The following is a 17,078-nucleotide window of genomic DNA, read 5'->3' on the forward strand; positions in this document are numbered from 1 at the left end:
GGAGGCAAGAGATGATTACAATTGATAATCTTACCCTTGGATATGGTGAGAAGAAAGTAATTGAATCCGTTTCATTTGCAGTGGAGAAAGGTGAAATATTTGGCATTGTAGGTCCAAATGGCAGTGGTAAAACGACTCTTCTAAAAGCTATAAGTGGAGGTCAGGATGTGAGAGAGGGTTTTATCGAAATAAATCAACGCTCTCTTGCTTCTTATCATTCAAAAGAATTAGCGCAAATCATGGCAGTTCTACCGCAACAGTCTGAAACGGCCTTTACGTATGCTGTATGGGATGTCGTAGCTCTTGGGCGATATCCTTATCAAAAAGGCTGGCTGCAAGGATTAACCGCTGAAGATAAAGACATTATTCATAAAGCTTTAATTCAAACCGGAACAGAACCGTTTAAAGATAAACCTCTTCAAGCTCTAAGTGGAGGAGAGCGTCAAAGGGTCCTACTTGCTCGCGCATTAGCACAGGAACCAGAAATATTATTATTAGATGAGCCAACCAATCATCTTGATGTTTCCTACCAAATGAGTTTAATGAACTCGCTCAAGCAATGGTCCCGTGATCGGAATTTAACGGTCATTGCGGTTTTACATGACTTGAATATGGCGAGTCTGTATTGCGACCGCGTCTTATTATTAGACGAGGGCCAAACGATTGCTTTAAATGAACCACGTCATGTAATGAAGACGGACCACCTTACACATGTATATAAGACGCCATTAGAATGTGGAGAGCATCCTTCCGTGCCCTCTCCACTAATCACCTTTGTACCAGAACAAAATCACGAAACTAACTTATCACCTATTGACCAACTGACGATTGACCGAAATGAGAAATGGATTAAAGTCACAAGTCCGACGAGGTGGAAAGCTTTATCATCGGCTGTACTTGGTGCAGGTTTTAGTTGGCATAATACGTTCGTCAACAGGCATGTGCATAAAGACTATCAATGTGACGATGTTGGAGAAGAATTTAAACATTTTCTAGAAGCCCATCATGTAAGTGCAACAGATGTCCTTGGGATGATGACTGCTGCAATGCTTGAAGATGGGACGATACTTCGATCAAATGAGAAGGATATGAATCTATTAGTAATGGTTACAGCAGGGACTTCTAATGCTGTCGATGCCGCAAGAGCCCATGAGCATCCGGCTTTTGTTCAGCAAATTGGAACGATAAACACATGGGTATTTATTGAAGGTAAGCTTCCCGAGTCAGCATATGTCCAAGCCTTAATGACCGTAACAGAAGCAAAAGCCAAAGCCATGCATGATGAAGAAATCATGGATGCTTCGACTCAAACAATTGCAACAGGGACCTCAACAGATAGTGTCATGATAGCTGCAACACAGGAAGGAACAAAATTTCCATATGCAGGAACGATTACACCGATTGGAAAAGTTGTAGCAAAGTTAGTTTACGATGCAACAAGAGAAGCGATTGTTCGAAATAAAAGAAGGAGAGGCGTATGATTGTTCTCTATCATTTACTGTCAATCACGCTTGCAGTTGTGATCGACCGTATCTTAGGTGATCCACGTTCTCTTCCTCATCCCGTCGTTGGTATGGGAAGAGTCATTACATTTTTTGAGAGAAGACTCAATCACGGTACTCATAAGTATTTAAAAGGGTGGCTTATGATGCTGGTCTTATTAGCACTAAGTGGGGGTTTTGCTTTTATACTGATCTATATTGCTTTTTCCATCCATGTCGCACTTGGTATTTTCATTGAAGCGTGGATCATTTCAACGACCATTGCAACAAAGGGGTTAAAAAAAGCAGCCATTGATGTGGAAGAGCCTCTTTTGGAAGGTCGTTTAATAGATGCAAGAAGGCATCTTTCGTATATTGTTGGACGTGATACGACTGAATTAGATGAAGAAGAAATCAGCCGCGCTACAATTGAAACCGTTGCTGAAAATACGAGCGATGGAATTACGGCCCCGTTATTTTATGCGCTAATAGGAGGCGCTCCATTAGCAATGATCTATCGAGCAGTTAATACTGGAGATTCAATGGTGGGATACCTCAACGATCGATACAAAGAGTTTGGGTATGCTGCAGCAAAGTTGGACGATGCTTTGAACTTTATCCCTAGTAGACTAAGTGGGATCGTGATGATTGCCTGTAACCAACCGCATCTAAAACGTACGAGGCGTCAATGTTTGAACGTGCTCTTCCGTGATGCAAAGAAACACCCTAGTCCAAATAGTGGGTGGGGGGAGGCCGCGATGGCTGCCATCCTTGCGATTCAACTTGGAGGTAGAAATATGTACTTTGGCGAAGTTTCAAACCGAGCAAAAATGGGTGATCCTCTTATTCCGATTAATGTTCACCATATTTCAGTAGCAACAGAAGTGATGACACGTACGGTGTATCGTTTCACCATTTTATTATGGATGATTGGTGGTGTGTGGATTGTCATTACCTAATCATGGTGCAAACCCCAAACATTTAACAAAAGCGTTAGGCCTTACATATGAAGAAGACTCCATTGATTTTAGTGTGAATACCAACCCACTAGGAGTTACACAAGCGGCTTCCCTACAGATTGACCAGCTTCAATCTGCCATTCAGCATTACCCTGAACCTTATGCTGAAACACTTTCGAGAGCGCTTTCAGAGAAGTTGAATGTAAATGATAATGAAGTAATCGTTGGAAACGGAGCAGCTGAATTAATCTTTCATTTAGCTCATCTTTACCAAGGGAAACGAGTACTGATTGTTGAACCAACCTTTTCAGAATACCGTGATGCGTGTCATGCTAACCATTGCTACATTGATTCACTTGTATTGCATGAACCATGGAAATTATCCATTACGGATTTGGAAGGTCGTTTGGAGAGTTTTGATCTACTATTTATTTGCTCTCCGAATAATCCAACTGGAACAAGCTATTCAATCAATGAAATGAAAGTGATCATTGAATGTGCAAAAAGGAACGGAACAAAAGTGGTCATTGATGAAGCTTTTTATGATTTTCAACTTTCGAAGCAATCCATTCTAAACCAAGGAGTGGACTTAAATGACATTATTATTTTGCGTTCGATGACTAAGATGTATGGAATTGCCGGGGTTCGCCTAGGCTACTTGATGGCAGATAAAGTAACTATTTCTAAGATAAAGCAGTTTCAACCGCCTTGGAGTGTAAACGGGCTTGCTCAAAAAATAGGACTTCAGATCCTAAATGATGAGCCTTTTGTTGAAATGTCGACTAAATATCTTGCTAAAGAACGTAGACGGGTGAAAAAAGAGCTCGAACAAATAGGTTTTTGCATCTCTGATTCAGTGGTTAATTTTTATTTGCTTTCGGAACCGGCTAAACAAGATTTACAGCCGCTTTTAGAGTTTCTTATTCAGCATGGGGTCATTCCTAGACACACCTATTCGTTTAATGGGCTAGATGGGGCTTATATTCGATTGGCTGTAAAAAAAGAAGAGGAAAACAACCAGCTCCTTGATGTACTAAGGATGTGGAGAGAGAAATGTTGATTTTTATTACGGGCGGAGTTAGAAGTGGAAAAAGCACTTATGCAGAAAAGCGAGCAGTAAAGCTGCATGATCAATTACATACAAACTTATATTATGTGGCGACAGGCAAAGTCGAAGATGATGAAATGAAAGGAAGAGTAAAACAACATCAGCGACAACGACAGCAATCATCAAATCACTGGCACGTCATAGAGAAGAATAAGGATCTTCATGAGTTAGTGGATGAATTTGGACCGAATGAGGTCGTGTTAATCGATTGCTTAACGACACTCCTAACAAATGAGTGGTTTTCTGGGTGGAAGGATGATCCAAAACGATGGAGTGACGAAACATTTCAGCAAGCACTCTTATTAAAATTACAATCGTTGTTATTGCAGCTTGCTAGTGCCCAATGGATAACCATCCTTGTAACAAATGAAGTGAGTTATGAGTCACATGTAGACGAGCTAACGATTAGCTACAAAAAAATGCTCGGCTTTCTTCATCAATATGCTGTGGCTCTTTCAACTGAAGCTATTTTAGTAGAGTCAGGTATACCCATTACAATGAAAGGGAGTGAGTCAAATTGAGAGGAGTTATGATTCAAGGTACAGCGTCTGATGTTGGAAAGAGTGTAATTTGTACTGCTTTATGTCGGATCCTCGCAAGAAAAGGGATACGTGTTACGCCTTTTAAATCTCAAAATATGTCTAATAACTCCTATGTGACGATTAATAATGAAGAGATTGGTCGGGCACAGGGTATTCAAGCGGAAGCTGCTAAAGTCGAAGCGACCGTCTTTATGAATCCAATTCTTCTAAAACCAACGAATGATAGGCAGGCAGAAGTGGTTCATTTAGGAAAAAGACTTCAAACACTATCAGGAAGAGGATACCGTGAAACTTTTTATGAAACCGGGATAAAAACAATTCATTCTTCGCTTCAAAAGCTCGAACAAGAGTATGAATTTATCGTGATTGAAGGGGCAGGAAGTCCGGTTGAAGTGAACTTAAATGATCGGGAATTAGTTAATATGAAAGTGGCTGAAATGGCAGATGTCCCTGTCATTCTTGTAGCGGATATTGACCGTGGAGGTGTATTTGCTAGTCTAGTAGGAACGATGCAACTACTTGAACCACAAGATCGCAGTCGTGTAATTGGGGTCGTCATTAATAAATTTCGTGGAGATCCTAGTTTATTTGAACAAGGGGTTAAATGGATTGAAGAACATTTGAATGTACCGGTTTTGGCTGTATTACCTTACATGAATGACATAAGGATTGAGGCAGAAGATTCATTAGCGTTAGATCATTATAAAAATAAAGAAAAGAATGGTAAATCCTCTTTAGACATTGTCGTGATCGACCTTCCATATGTATCAAACCATACTGACTTGGAACCATTCCTAGTTGAAGAGGATGTCTCGCTTCGTTTTGTATCAAGAGGAGAAAAATTGGGGAAACCTGATGCGGTCATATTACCAGGTACGAAAAGTACAATCGAAGCACTTACATGGATGAATGAAACTAAGCTCACTTACGAGGTGCAAAGGTATATAGAAGACGGAGGCACCATCGTTGGAATTTGTGGAGGCTATCAATTATTAGGTGAGACGATTATAGATGAGGCAGGATCTGACACGGGAGTCAAAGGTAAAAAAAGTAAAGGTTTAGGCCTGCTCGCATTAGAAACCAAGTTTAAAGATTTAAAAACAACCGTCAGATCGGCAGGGAACCTTTTGTACCCTTCAAATTTAAGTAATTCTGCTATAAAAGGTTATGAAATTCATTTGGGACAAACAAAATTATTAGATAACAAGATAGCATCATTTATGAAGCTTAATGGGAGGAATGAAGGGGTGTATGCTCAGGAAGGGCGTATCATTGGAACGTATCTTCATCATCTCTTTTTTCATGATGAGTGGAGGAATAGATGGCTTAATCGACTAAGAGAGAAGCGGGGGTTACCATCTAAGCCAATACTCTCTTATATGTCAATGCAAGAGAATGCCTACGATGAACTAGCAGATGCTTTTTTAAAAGAGTGGGATTGTGATCACTTATTAGCACTAATCGAGAAGTGGGAGAGTCATAATGTTGATCGAGTTTATTAAAAATAGTGTAAAAGGCTGCCTGCTAGCTTTTCAATTGCTCACATCGATTCCCATTCGAGTGCAGTTGGGCTGGAATGAAAATCTTGCTAAATTTTCAGTGGGTTTTTACCCATTTACAGGGCTTGTTTTAGGTGGATTATTAAGTATGCAAGCTTATGTGTTACTTAACTTCACCTCGATATCAGTTTTAATGATCACTGCATGGTTAATAACGTTTACATTTATTTACTCAGGTGGACTGCATCTTGATGGGTGGGCAGATTTTAGTGATGCCATTTTTTCAAGACAATCTTTGGAAAGAAAGCTTGAAATTATGAAAGATTCCAGAGTCGGTGCATTTGGTGTTCTCTCCCTTTTAGTTCTTATTGGGTGGAAGTTTTTATTTGTGTATGAAATTCTTCAATCACCTCTTAATTTGTTTTGGTTCTTGCTTGTCCCATTTTTATCACGGCTTGTGATGGGTGGACTAATTGTGGTTGGTAAGTTTGCTAGAAATGAGGGAATGGCGATTGCTTTAAAGCCGGCTCAAACGACTTCGGTTAAATGGGTGTATACTCTTTGGATTGTGGCTACATTCGTTGTGGCATGGATGAATGATTCAGCTTCTTTTATTATTATCATGCTGGCAGGGTTCTTTTTTATCAGTTGGCTCATTTTTAGTTACAAGCAAATTAAAGGCATAACTGGAGACACAGTTGGTGCAGGAACTGAGGGGAGTGAGACCTTTTTATGGGGAATGATTTGGATGTTATCCTCATTCGGCATGGTTTAACGCAGTATAATGCAGAAAGACGTTACCTTGGTCATCATGATCTTCCTTTAATAGAAGACGGTCTCAATCAAATGCGAGATCTTCGACGTCTATGTCGTACTCAAAGGGTTGATCGAGTGTTTACGAGTGATCTCACACGTTGCCAACAAACGGCAGCTATAGTTTTCCCATCGGAAGAACCACTTCTTGTTCCGCTTTTGCGAGAATATCATTTTGGTGATTTTGAAGGTTATCGCTATGAAGATTTGTGTAACCATACTCTTTATCAACAGTGGTTACAGCAGCCACAACACATTACGCCTCCAAATGCAGAGACTTTTCTGGAATTTACTGAAAGAGTGGTAGAAGGTTTAAAGCATTGTCTCGACGTGGCATTTAACGAAGAGTACACTAAAATTGCGCTTGTTACTCATGGAGGGGTGATTAGGTATTTACTAAGTGAGTATGCACCTATTGTAAAGCCCTTCACAGAGTGGCACGCTAAAATTGGAAGTGTTTACCGTTTAAATGGACATGCATCCAAATTAAGGAGGGGAGAACGATTCACTTCATTACAGGTGGAGCCTATCACGGGAAAAACGATTGGCTTCGTAGACAATTGATAAAGTGCGAATATTCTAATGTAAGGTGGTATAATGGCTATACCGATGAAAGCGTAACGAAAGGTCTCTCGTCAAACACAGGGGTATTTATTATTTATGGACTTGAGCAGGTCGTTAAACGGTTCATAAATGGCAATGAAGTTGAGCATGCAAGAAACGAATTTAATACATGGCTTAATCAATTAATTATATGGGAATCACAATCTATAGAAAATCATCTCTATTTGATAGGGTGTGACATTGGCAAGGGAATTGTACCAATTGAAGCGTCTCATAGAGAATGGCGTGATCTTGTTGGCTGGTGTTATCAAGATATCGTAAAAAATGCTACTAAGGTATCTTTGATTTGGTATGGAATTGAACAAGAGTTAAAAAATGAGGAGGAAGACAAATGAAGCTATATACAAGAACGGGCGATGAAGGTAAAACGAGTGTGATTGGTGGTCGTCTTTCCAAAGATGATATACGTGTTGAGGCTTATGGAACAACCGATGAATTAAATAGCTTTGTTGGTCAAGCCGTTACTCAGCTTGATAAGGAGTTATTTTCAGATATTCTAGCTGAACTAGAGAAAATTCAACATGAGCTCTTTGATTGTGGAGGGGATCTCGCAATGTTAAAAGTGAGTGAAGAACGTCCCTATAAAGCTAAGCAAGACATCGTTGACTTTCTAGAAGAGCGCATCGATGTCTATATTAAAGAGGCACCAGAACTAGAACGATTTATTTTGCCTGGGGGCTCAGCCGCGGCAGCTACACTTCATGTATGTAGAACGGTCACAAGAAGAGCTGAACGCCTAGTAACTAAACTGCATCAACAAGCGCAAACGAATCCAATTGTTCTCAAATATCTAAATCGACTTTCAGATTATTTCTTTGCTATTGCACGAGTAGTAAATGCAAGATTGCAGGTGAAGGATGTTGAATATGAGCGAAGCGCACTAGTCTTTCGTGGAGGAAAACGCAAAGAAGATAAATGATAAAAAACACGAGGAGTGATGATTCCTCGTGTTTTTCCTTTATTTAGAAAATTTTATATGAACACTCATACTGCACTCTCTTAAATCATATCGTAGAAATGGAGTTTATAAGGGAGTGTGAGCAGATGCGCAGAAGATTATTAACGGTGGGTTTCGTTTTTTTAATAGGAACCCTTCAGGTTAGTGCTGAAGAGAATCTAAAAGCGAAAGATCATTTTATTTATGATCTCAATACGAACAATTGGAACTTGAGGACACCAGTGATTTGGGAGGTAGCACTTGTAGATGAACGTGATCAATCGATTCAGTTGATTGCATTAAATGAATTTGGTTATCAACCAGGTGTCGACGTTCAGGAAGAGGAATTAAGAGCATTTGCGAGTGAGCTAGCCCAAACCATCGATACGCCTATGCGAAACCCTACGATTAATAAAGAAGGAATCATTACTCCGGGTCAAGCGAGAGTTATTTTAGCGGAGGAAGAATTAGTAGAGCAGTTAATGAACGCCTCCTTTCTAGAAACACAATTACCTCTGCCTATTTATGTGGAAGAACCAACTGTTAGTGAAGAGGAGCTAGAAGGAATTGATCTTTATGAGATAGGATCTTTCACAACGTATTTTAATTCTGGCGTTCAAGGTAGGTCAGAGAATATAAGAAGGTCAGCAGAGTCGATTCAAGATTTTGTGCTCGGGCCTGGTGATCACTTTTCATTTAATCAAATAGTGGGAGAGCGAACCCTTGAACGAGGGTATAAAGAAGCAAAAGAGATCGTCAATAAGCAATTTGTGATGGGAATAGGCGGTGGGATTTGTCAGACTTCTTCGACTCTATATAATGCGGTGGATGCAGCTGGTCTTGAAATGGTTGAACGTATTACTCATTCAAAAGAGATTGGATATGTCCCAGCTGGTAGAGATGCTACAGTCTCATGGGGAGGACCTGATTTCAAATTTAAAAACCCTCATACATACCCAATTATTATACGGACGGATGTCTCTTTAGAACGAGGGGAAATTACTGTTAGTGTTTATACAAATAATGAATCGCCTTCAAGCTAAGCCACTATGCTTAGCTTTTTCCATGTTTAAAGAGAGCATTTCTAATTGTCCGCATAATTCTTATCCTTCCATTTCATACTAATGATAACGAATTTAGGATTTTTTAATTAAGGAGGTGACGCATGATGCTCGTGAAATGGATGAAGCAACGCAAGCAAAAACAACCAAGTGAAACAATAGAAGATATCTATTTAATATTTGATAAGTCGAGTGATTACTCGAAATATAAACGAAAGCTTAATGATAAAGAGTTTGAGATTAGCTATTTTCAAACAATGATTGATATTGATCGCTTGCATCGAGATGTGTTGCCTTACTTAACGGAAGCTGAAACAAGCGACTTAGATTCGATGATTGAATTGGTCCCTATTCAAAATAAAATGATAACGACTAAGCCACAAGATCTCCGCAATAAAGTAATGGAAGGGTTTATTGCGATTCGAGACCTAGAAGACCTTTCAACTGTAGCTCTTATCGAGGCTGGTCTTGCCTCGGACCGTGAAGTAACGACTCCAGAAGTGGAATTTAGTGTAGCGGGCCCTCAAGAATCTTTTATCGAGTCAATTGATACTAATATCAACTTAATTAGAAAGCGTTTGCCACTTCCTCAACTGCAAATAAAGGAATTCACACTTGGGAAAATAACCAAGACCCGGGTGGCTGTTTTATATGTAGAAGGGCTTGTTGATCAAGAAAACTTTGATACGATGATACAGCGTTTACAAGACTTGGAATTTGATCAAATTCTCGATTCCAGTAGCTTAGCCCAGATGATAACAGATAAAACAATGTCCATTTTTCCACAACTTATTAATACTGAACGACCGGAGAGGGTATCTGCTGTGCTGGCAGAAGGGAAAGTAGCATTCTTATGCGATGGATCTCCAGAGAGCGTATTTGGTCCTGTTACCTTGGTTGAATTTTTCTCTTCATTGGAGGATTATTACTTACCGTGGCAAATTGCCTCTTCTGTTCGATTGTTACGCTTCTTCTCTGTTGCGTTCTCTATCTTAGCAACGCCCATTTATGTTGCAGTTTTAACATACCATTATGAATTGATTCCAAAAGATTTATTAGCGACCGTGATGGCATCAAGAAGTAATATTCCATTTCCTCCAGTTATTGAAGCTGTATTTCTTGAATTGACAATTGAATTGCTTCGTGAAGCCGGGGCAAGGTTGCCAACGAAGGTTGGTCAGACCATTGGTATCGTTGGAGGGATTGTAATTGGACAAGCGTCGGTTGAAGCAGGGCTAACGAGTAATGTTCTGCTCATCATTGTTGCCCTAGCTGCACTTGCATCTTTTACAACACCTGTTTATCAAATGGGTAATACGATTCGTTTAATTCGCTTTCCGTTTATCCTATCAGCAGCTCTATTTGGCGGTATCGGAATCGCTTTTTGTGGTCTTTATACGTTAGCTCATCTGCTTCATCTAACGTCACTTGGAAGACCATATTTAGAGCCTATTTTCCCTCCGAGAGTGAGAGATTGGCGAGATGCTTTTATCCGCATGCCATTTCGGTATATGTCTACAAGACCCGTGTATTTACGACCAAGAGACAAAGGACGCTTTAATTTCTTTAGGGCGAAAGAGAAGCATGATATCGATGAATGAAGGTGGCGATTAAATGGATAAGCCTATAAAAGACCAATATCTTGTTTCTGGATTTCTAGTCTTTTTCCTAATTCATGGGATGCAAATAGGGATTGGCATTTTAGGATTTCAAAGAGGAGTTGTGAAGGAAGCCGGTTATGATGGATGGATTTCCGTATTGTTAGCTGGTTTAGCCGTTCACATCATTATTTTTTGTATTTACTTGCTGTTGAAACGAGCAAATGGAGATCTGATTTCTATTCATCAACAGCTTTTTGGTAAATGGATTGGAAATACATTTAGTCTTCTCGTTTGTATATATTTAATCTCGCTCGCAGCGATTGTGCTTCGGGCTTATATTGAAATTATTCAAGTGTGGATCTTTATTGATCTACCAACATGGGTGATGGCACTTATTGCTTTTGGTTTATTGTATTACGTAGTTGCTGGGGGGTTTAGGTCGGTTGTCGGTTTAACCTTTTTAGGGGTCATTATCCCAATACCCCTATACTTTATGCTTTTAATGCCATTAGAATTTGCACATTTTATAAATTTAGTTCCAATATTCAAACACACGATTTCAGAAATTGCGTTAGGTGCTAAAGAAACGACGTTAAGTTTTTTAGGGTTTGAAATTTTACTTCTCTATTATCCTTTTTTGAAAGACCGTCAGTTCACCCAAAAATGGGCACAGTTAGGCGCTTTTGTTACAACTTTAGTTTATACCAGCATCATGCTAATCAGTCTCGCTTTTTATTCGGAAGAACAATTAAACAAAACAATTTGGGCAACCCTTACTCTATATAAAGTTGTTCAACTCCCTTTTCTTGAACGTTTTGAATATATTGGGATATCTCTTTGGGTGTTATTTATTGCACCTAATATCGCCTTAGCACTTTGGGCTGCTAGTCGTGGGGCGAAGAGAATTTTTAATATGAATCAACGAATTACTTTATTTTTCGCCTTAGTAGCTGTTACGGCAATCGTTATATTTTTACCAACAAGACAAGAAATTGGCTTATTTGGAGAGTGGGTAAGTAATTTTGGGTTTTATTTTGTCTTTGCTTATATTCCATTGCTCGTTGTTATTCAAACGATTGTGATGAAGTTTAAAAAGGGGAGTAAAGGACATGAAAACTCTCGTACGATGTAAAATATTTTTGCTCGTCTGTTTAGTTTTATTAACTGGATGTTTGCAAACACGTATTATTGATGAGATCGCTGTCATACGGACGGTAGGCGTTGATGTAGACGGTGAACAAGGACTTAATATGACTGTCAGTTTTCCTACTTTCCTTGAACAAGGAGAACAAAACGTACAAGAGCGAGACGTAATAAATGCGAATGCAGAAACAGTAAAAGGAGCAAGGATATTACTAAATGAAAAATCTCAAAAGCCGTTGGAATTTGGCCAACTAAATACTCTGTTAATAGGTGAAGAATTAGCGAAGCGGGGAGTAGAGGATTTTATTGATTCTTTATACCGGGATGTTTCTGTGGGCAACAGGATCACCTTAACTCTTGTGGAGGGGAAAGCAAGTGAGATCATTTCAGGGAATTTGGGCGGTGGAGAGCAAACGGGGGTTTACTTATCAGATTTAATTCAACAAAATATGGAGATGAATACCGTTCCTACAACGAACATGCACGAATTTCTTTTTAGTTTATATAATGACGCTAGAGATCCATTTTTGCCAGTTCTTACGATTGAGGATGAACGAGTGGGTATTAAGGGTACAGCTCTGTTTAAAGATGACAAATATCAACGTATGTTAAATAATGATGATTCGTTTATATTAAAGCTTATGACCACTCCTACAAAGCAAACTTCAAAACAATTTCATTTAGATATGGAGGAAGAGGAATCAATTGTGGTGTTAGAGAAGATCTTTAGTAAAAGAAAAAGGTCGCTGGATCGATCAGGATCTAATCCAGTTTATAAGATAGAAATTGATATTAAAGGTGAAATCATTGATTACACTGGTAAAAATAATCTTGAAGAAGAGAATTTAGTTGATGAGATTGAAAAGGTCATTGAAGAAAAAATCGCCAAAAGAAGTAAGACCCTTCTTGAAGAATTTCGAGATGAAGGCATTGACCCTGTTGCTGTTGGTGAAAAGTATAGAAGTACGTCGAGAGATTGGCAACCAGAGGTATGGATAGATACGATTTATCAGACTGTCGAATTTGACGTGATTGCGAATGTAGAAATCTTAAGTTCTGGGGCGATAGAATAGATGTTTATGAATAAAAAAGCCATTGGTATCATAAGCTAGTGAAAGGTTTGCAAATAGAGGAAATGAGTACCAATCATCAAGAGAATGTTATGAACAAGCTTTAGAAATTGGTTTTCCTAATTTTTGAGGAGGAAATAATGGTAGATCTTATTAGACGTGTCTGTATTGCACTAGCGATAGGAGTGTGTATCAGCATCTTATTTCTAGGAACTCAAAGCGCCAAGGCGGCCGGAAAAGATGAAACAAATAAAATCACTTCATCTCTTATCTGGCCGACAGTTGGTGAGGTAACTGATACATTCGGAACAAGAGATGGAAAGCATTATGGGATTGATATCGCTGCTGTTGAAGGGACCCCAGTCGTTTCAATAGCCTCTGGAACAGTAAGTAAATCATACTATTCTGATACATATGGTGAAGTGGTCTTCATTGAACATGATAACGGGCTTGAGACGGTCTATGCTCATTTGCATGACCGCCTTGTTGAGATTGGACAAGCTATTGATATAGGAGAAGAGATAGGAACCGTTGGAAATACAGGTCGCTCATCAGGAAATCATCTCCATTTTGAAGTTCATAATGGAAATTGGAATATCGAAAAGACAGATGCAATGGACCCGATGCTTGTATTATCGAAGGAAAAAGAGTATCGATATGCCTCCATGGGCGCAGCCTCTCCATATGGTGAATCATGGAAGAATCATGATCACGAGGAAGTGATTTATGTGATGGCACACATGCAGAATGAGGATAAAATGGATTCTTCGATAAATGAAGATATTGAACAGGAAAAAAAGGGACAAGATGAATTGAAAAAAAAGGATGAACCGTTATCAATCACGGTTAAACAAGGTGACACGCTTTGGAGTTTAAGTGTGAAATTTGAAACAAGTATTGAACAAATCAAAGAATGGAATGAACTTGCAAGTGATTCCATTTATATCGGTGAGGCTTTAGTCGTAAAATAGGAAGAATCAAGCATGCTTCGCTAACTCTGAAGCATGCTTTTTAAAAATAAAAACACGATTTCTACCTATAAAAAGAGTGTCGAATATGGTAAAATGAGGTCTATGAAACTTGGAAAAGGTAGAAGGTATAAGACATGAAAGAACAAGTAATCGTTAGCACGGAACTTTTTCAATGGTTGAATGAACAAACGGACTTAACATCAAATCAAGTTGACTTAGTTGATGGCTTTGTTTTCATGCTACATAAAATTAATAAGCATTCCTCTATCCGTTTAATTGGGGAACGGAAGCTTCATCCACGTTTTTGGCGAACGCATGATAAGACATTCGGCTACCGGTTAATGGGTAAAAAGAAAAAGCATATAGCACTTCTTTATCAATTTTACATCGATGTAGCCTATGCAGAGAAGCTTGTTTATTCAAATGATGATGCATTATTTCTGACTGAAAGAGGGAAGATCTATTTAAAAATGCACCGAGAAGACCAGTTAGAAACCTTATTTCAACATATTTGGTAAATTGAACGCCTCTCTCTGTCAGAATTTTTATACATTTGGTACAATGGTTGTTACAAGACATAATTCACAACTGGAGGATGACAATGAAAACCGATTATCATAATCACCTAGAAAAAGGCGAACTATCTCTTGAGTATTTAAAGCAATTTACAGACCAAGCAAAAGCAAAAGGGATTGAACACTTCGGAATTTCAGAACATGCCTATCATTTTTATCAAACAAGTGATATTTTACGTAACCCTTGGGTAGATGAGCGAAGATATTATGATATGGGAGACTATGTGAATCTGTTCAAACAAGCATGGGATGCCAATATTGATGTGAAAATGTCGATTGAAATGGATTATACTCCAGGAAAGCATTCAGAAATGAAGACATTTATTGATCAATATGATTTAGATTATGTCATCGGTTCTATTCATTGGGTAGGGGATTTCGGAATTGATTTAGCTGAATTTCGTAGTGAATGGGACAAGCGAGATTTATATGATACATACCGTGGCTATTACGATCAAGTTGTGACGTTAGCCGAATCAAATCTATTTGATATTGTCGGCCATATAGACCTCGTTAAGATTTTTAAATATGTACCTGAAGATGAAGCATTTTTATTAGAACAGTACGACCGGGCTACAACAGCATTAGCCAATTCAAAAACATGTGTAGAGATTAGTACAGCTGGTCTTAGAAAACCAGTGGGAGAATTATATCCTGATCCAAAATTATTACAGATGTGTTATGACAAAAACATTCCAATTGTATTGAGTTCAGATGCACATGAGCCGGATCATGTGGGAGCTGACTTTGACCAGGCGATTGACCTGGCAAAATCGATTGGATATAACTCATTAATGACGTTTGAAAAAGGTAAGCGTAAGGAAGTACCATTAGGATAAAAGAAAGCAAAAAAAAAAAGATGGCAGCTGCCATCTCTTTTTTTTGCTTAACCTTCAATCTTATCAGCGAAATGAATATCATCAATTTTGCGAATAGCTTCTAGTACATTTTCATCCACTGTTTTATCTACGCCAATCATCATAATGGCTTCTCCGCCTTCTTGTTTACGACCTACTTGCATCGTTGCAATGTTCACATCATGTTCAGCAAGTAATTGTCCCATACGGCCAATCACACCAGGTTTATCATTGTGCTGAACATAAAGCAGGTGGCCCTGAGGAATAAAATCAACGTTAAAGCCGTTAATGCTTACAATGCGTGCCCCGTATTCTTTAATATAGGTTCCTTTAATCTCAAATTTACGATCCTCGCCATGCACTACAGCGTGAATTAAGTTTGAGTAGCCAAATGTATTCTCTACATGCTTCTCACCATAGGTAATGCCTCTTTCTTTTGCGATAAGAGCAGCATTAACATCATTTACGGCTGCATCTACACGAGGCTGTAGGAAGCCAGCTATTAAACTACGTGTAGTAATTGATGTTTCAAGATCATTTATTTTACCACCATAGAAGACTTCAATTTCCTGAACTGGAGTTTTCATTACTTGTGATAATAAATTACCCATACGCTTAGTAAGGTCATAGAACGGTTGGATCTTATCATAAATTTCTTTTGATAAGGTTGGGAGGTTGATTGAGTTTGTTGCAGGTTCTCCTTCAAGGAATCGAATGACTTCCTCAGATACTTGAGATGCTACATTTAATTGGGCTTCTTTTGTAGAAGCAGCAATATGTGGAGTAGCAATAACATTGTCAAATTTAAGAAGTTCTTTATCTTGTGCAGGTTCTTCTTCAAAAACATCTAAAGCTGCACCAGCAATATGCCCGTTAGCCAAATAATGCTTCAGAGCTTGTTCATCAATGATACCACCACGTGCACAGTTTATTAAAAAGACACCTTTTTTCGTTTTCGCGATATTTTCCATACCGAGAATTCCTTTGGTTTCTTTTGTGAGCGGAGTATGCACAGTAATAATATCAGATTGAGCCAATACATCATCTAAAGTCGCTGGAATGACACCAATTTTTTCTGCTCGTGCTTTCGTTAAAAATGGATCAAATACTAAAAGTGGCATCTCAAATGCACGCGCTCTTTTAGCAATTTGTGTACCAATACGTCCAAACCCTACGATACCAAGTGTTTTTCCACGAAGCTCAGATCCTTGGAACGCTTTTCGATTCCATTCTCCAGATTTAATTGAAGCATTCGCCTGAGGGATTTTTCTAAGTAGAGAAATGATCATAGCAAAGGTGTGTTCGGCTGTTGAAATAGTGTTTCCATCAGGAGCATTTACAACGACAACTCCATGCTTTGTTGCAGCATCTAGGTCAATGTTATCCACACCAACACCAGCACGAGCAACAATTTTCAAATTAGGCATTTTTTGAAGCAGTTCCTCGGTTACTTTTGTTGCACTTCGAACGAGAAGAGCATCAAACTGAGATAAATCATCAACCTCATCAACATAAGCCTCAACACAATGAACATCCGTGTTTTCAAGCAAAGGAAGCAACCCTTCTTGACTCATTGCATCTGAAACTAAAATTTGGTATTTTGCTGCTTTCCCTGTGATTTCTTCCTTTTCAATAACTGCTTGCTTGTTCATTCTCAACCACTCCCTTAAGTAATCTTTTTCTATTTTGATAAAAAGAGCAACATGGTATAACCATGAAAGCGCTACAACAAAAAGAACCTTCTGCCCACACGACGGAATCGTGAGGGGCGGAAGGTTCTAACCGCGGTGCCACCCTCATTTATGTGTTGCGCACAACACACCTCAGGGGAGAATTA

17 protein-coding genes and 1 other annotated feature (1 of these 18 cut by a window edge) are annotated in these 17,078 nt (G+C 38.9%); of the genes, 16 read left to right on the plus strand and 1 reads right to left on the minus strand.

Features of this window, described 5'->3' with window-relative positions; translation table 11 throughout:
• Nucleotides 1–11 precede the first annotated feature (11 nt).
• From RYX56_RS03305 to RYX56_RS03380, 16 genes are all read left to right on the plus strand, one after another.
• A complete protein-coding gene (locus tag RYX56_RS03305) occupies nucleotides 12–1,481 on the plus strand; it encodes an adenosylcobinamide amidohydrolase (RefSeq protein ID WP_317120707.1) in 1,470 nt (489 codons plus the stop codon).
• Nucleotides 1,478–2,440 carry an adenosylcobinamide-phosphate synthase CbiB gene (gene cbiB / locus RYX56_RS03310; RefSeq protein WP_317120708.1) on the plus strand — a complete coding sequence of 321 codons (963 nt, stop codon included), beginning with the start codon at nucleotides 1,478–1,480 and terminating at the stop codon, nucleotides 2,438–2,440. The genes RYX56_RS03305 and cbiB overlap by 4 nt, the downstream gene beginning before the upstream one ends.
• Nucleotides 2,427–3,500, plus strand: a complete 1,074-nt coding sequence (gene cobD / locus RYX56_RS03315; RefSeq protein ID WP_317120709.1) for a threonine-phosphate decarboxylase CobD — start codon at nucleotides 2,427–2,429, stop codon at nucleotides 3,498–3,500. Before cbiB ends, cobD begins: the two co-directional genes overlap by 14 nt.
• The gene (locus tag RYX56_RS03320) at nucleotides 3,494–4,069 is read left to right on the plus strand and encodes a bifunctional adenosylcobinamide kinase/adenosylcobinamide-phosphate guanylyltransferase (protein ID WP_317120710.1); all 576 of its coding nucleotides are present in this window, start codon (nucleotides 3,494–3,496) and stop codon (nucleotides 4,067–4,069) included. The genes cobD and RYX56_RS03320 overlap by 7 nt, the downstream gene beginning before the upstream one ends.
• Nucleotides 4,066–5,592: a cobyric acid synthase gene (locus RYX56_RS03325; RefSeq protein ID WP_317120711.1), complete on the plus strand. Its 1,527-nt coding sequence runs from the start codon at nucleotides 4,066–4,068 to the stop codon at nucleotides 5,590–5,592. The genes RYX56_RS03320 and RYX56_RS03325 overlap by 4 nt, the downstream gene beginning before the upstream one ends.
• A complete protein-coding gene (locus RYX56_RS03330) occupies nucleotides 5,573–6,364 on the plus strand; it encodes an adenosylcobinamide-GDP ribazoletransferase (RefSeq protein WP_317120712.1) in 792 nt (263 codons plus the stop codon). The genes RYX56_RS03325 and RYX56_RS03330 overlap by 20 nt, the downstream gene beginning before the upstream one ends.
• Nucleotides 6,322–6,966, plus strand: coding sequence for a histidine phosphatase family protein (locus RYX56_RS03335; RefSeq protein WP_317120713.1), 645 nt, complete (start codon nucleotides 6,322–6,324; stop codon nucleotides 6,964–6,966). The genes RYX56_RS03330 and RYX56_RS03335 overlap by 43 nt, the downstream gene beginning before the upstream one ends.
• Nucleotides 6,963–7,361, plus strand: coding sequence for a bifunctional adenosylcobinamide kinase/adenosylcobinamide-phosphate guanylyltransferase (locus RYX56_RS03340; RefSeq protein WP_317120714.1), 399 nt, complete (start codon nucleotides 6,963–6,965; stop codon nucleotides 7,359–7,361). The genes RYX56_RS03335 and RYX56_RS03340 overlap by 4 nt, the downstream gene beginning before the upstream one ends.
• Entirely contained in the window at nucleotides 7,358–7,945 is a 588-nt protein-coding gene (locus RYX56_RS03345; RefSeq protein WP_317120715.1) for a cob(I)yrinic acid a,c-diamide adenosyltransferase, read from the plus strand. The genes RYX56_RS03340 and RYX56_RS03345 overlap by 4 nt, the downstream gene beginning before the upstream one ends.
• Before the next feature lie 125 nt (nucleotides 7,946–8,070).
• Entirely contained in the window at nucleotides 8,071–9,006 is a 936-nt protein-coding gene (locus RYX56_RS03350; RefSeq protein ID WP_317120716.1) for a VanW family protein, read from the plus strand.
• Between the two features lie 125 nt (nucleotides 9,007–9,131).
• Complete coding sequence (locus tag RYX56_RS03355; RefSeq protein WP_439108462.1) at nucleotides 9,132–10,625, plus strand: spore germination protein; 1,494 nt, start codon at nucleotides 9,132–9,134, stop codon at nucleotides 10,623–10,625.
• Between the two features lie 13 nt (nucleotides 10,626–10,638).
• On the plus strand, nucleotides 10,639–11,757 hold the full coding sequence (locus RYX56_RS03360; RefSeq protein WP_317120718.1) for a spore germination protein: 1,119 nt from the start codon (nucleotides 10,639–10,641) through the stop codon (nucleotides 11,755–11,757).
• Nucleotides 11,735–12,841 carry a Ger(x)C family spore germination protein gene (locus RYX56_RS03365; protein WP_317120719.1) on the plus strand — a complete coding sequence of 369 codons (1,107 nt, stop codon included), beginning with the start codon at nucleotides 11,735–11,737 and terminating at the stop codon, nucleotides 12,839–12,841. Before RYX56_RS03360 ends, RYX56_RS03365 begins: the two co-directional genes overlap by 23 nt.
• 137 nt (nucleotides 12,842–12,978) lie before the next feature.
• A complete protein-coding gene (locus RYX56_RS03370; RefSeq protein WP_317120720.1) occupies nucleotides 12,979–13,809 on the plus strand; it encodes a peptidoglycan DD-metalloendopeptidase family protein in 831 nt (276 codons plus the stop codon).
• Nucleotides 13,810–13,943: 134 nt separating this feature from the next.
• On the plus strand, nucleotides 13,944–14,327 hold the full coding sequence (locus tag RYX56_RS03375; protein ID WP_317120721.1) for a hypothetical protein: 384 nt from the start codon (nucleotides 13,944–13,946) through the stop codon (nucleotides 14,325–14,327).
• 83 nt (nucleotides 14,328–14,410) lie between these two features.
• Nucleotides 14,411–15,223: a histidinol-phosphatase gene (locus RYX56_RS03380; RefSeq protein WP_317120722.1), complete on the plus strand. Its 813-nt coding sequence runs from the start codon at nucleotides 14,411–14,413 to the stop codon at nucleotides 15,221–15,223.
• A gap of 47 nt (nucleotides 15,224–15,270) precedes the next feature.
• On the opposite strand, the gene serA is transcribed toward RYX56_RS03380, so the two are convergent.
• A complete protein-coding gene (gene serA / locus RYX56_RS03385) occupies nucleotides 15,271–16,893 on the minus strand; it encodes a phosphoglycerate dehydrogenase (RefSeq protein ID WP_317120723.1) in 1,623 nt (540 codons plus the stop codon).
• Between the two features lie 109 nt (nucleotides 16,894–17,002).
• Nucleotides 17,003–17,078 (minus strand) — a binding site (T-box leader) (it continues 156 nt past the right edge of the window).

Origin of the sequence: Alkalihalophilus lindianensis (assembly GCF_032843265.1) — a bacterium.
In the GTDB taxonomy this organism is placed as follows: Bacteria; Bacillota; Bacilli; order Bacillales; family Bacillaceae_D; genus Alkalihalophilus; species Alkalihalophilus lindianensis.